Annotated in this window: 1 protein-coding gene; it reads right to left on the bottom strand. The window is 58.2% G+C overall.

The window, feature by feature from the left end; all coding sequences use genetic code 11:
- Nucleotides 1-95: 95 nt before the first annotated feature.
- Nucleotides 96-797 (bottom strand): ABC transporter ATP-binding protein (locus ACYVG7_RS10030; protein ID WP_460882989.1); only part of this gene is annotated, 702 nt, incomplete at its 5' end.

Below are 797 nucleotides of genomic sequence, written 5' to 3'. Positions count from 1 at the left end.
GAAGCAGGCAGGCCGTAACGGTCAGGGTGATAGTTCCAAATGCGTGGCTGTGTTTGCGGTGGGTCATGAAATTCTCCTGTAATTCAATCGTTCTCTCATTCGAACTCCCGCCCTTCGCCAGCTTCCTCATGGGTTACACCGTCGCGGATGTGGTAGATGCGCTTGAAGGTCGGGATGATCTTTTCGTCATGGGTGACGACGATGATGGCGGTCTCGAACTTGTGGGCCATGTCGTTGAGGATGCGGATTACAGCCATGGCGCGCTCGGAATCCAGCGGCGCAGTGGGTTCATCGGCCAGGATCACTGGCGGGCGATTGACCAATCCGCGCGCGATGGCAACCCGTTGCTGCTCGCCACCGGAGAGTTGCGAGGGCATTGCGCGAGCTCGGTGTTGCACATCAAGCGCCGTGAGCAATTCCAGTGCCTTCGCGCGCGACTCTCCATTCGCGACGCCTGCAAGCATCGGCAACAGCGCCACGTTGTCGGTGACATCGAGAAACGGAATCAGGTATGGTGCTTGGAAAACGAAACCGATCTTGTCGCGCCGCAAGGCGCGCAAGTCGCGGACTTTCCAGCCATCGTCGTAGATCACTTCATCGCCCAGCGTCATGCGACCAGCGGTCGGTTCGATCACCGCACCCAGACATTTGAGCAGCGTGCTCTTGCCGGACCCGGAAGGGCCGATCAGCCCCACCACTTCACCTGGCGCAACATGCATATTCACGTCTTTCAAGGCAAAGACAGCGGTGTCACCATCGCCATACCGCTTGCTCAAACTTTCGATGTGGATGCCTTT

Source organism: Pseudaeromonas pectinilytica (assembly GCF_054780855.1).
This window is presented reverse-complemented; position numbering and strand designations above follow the sequence as displayed.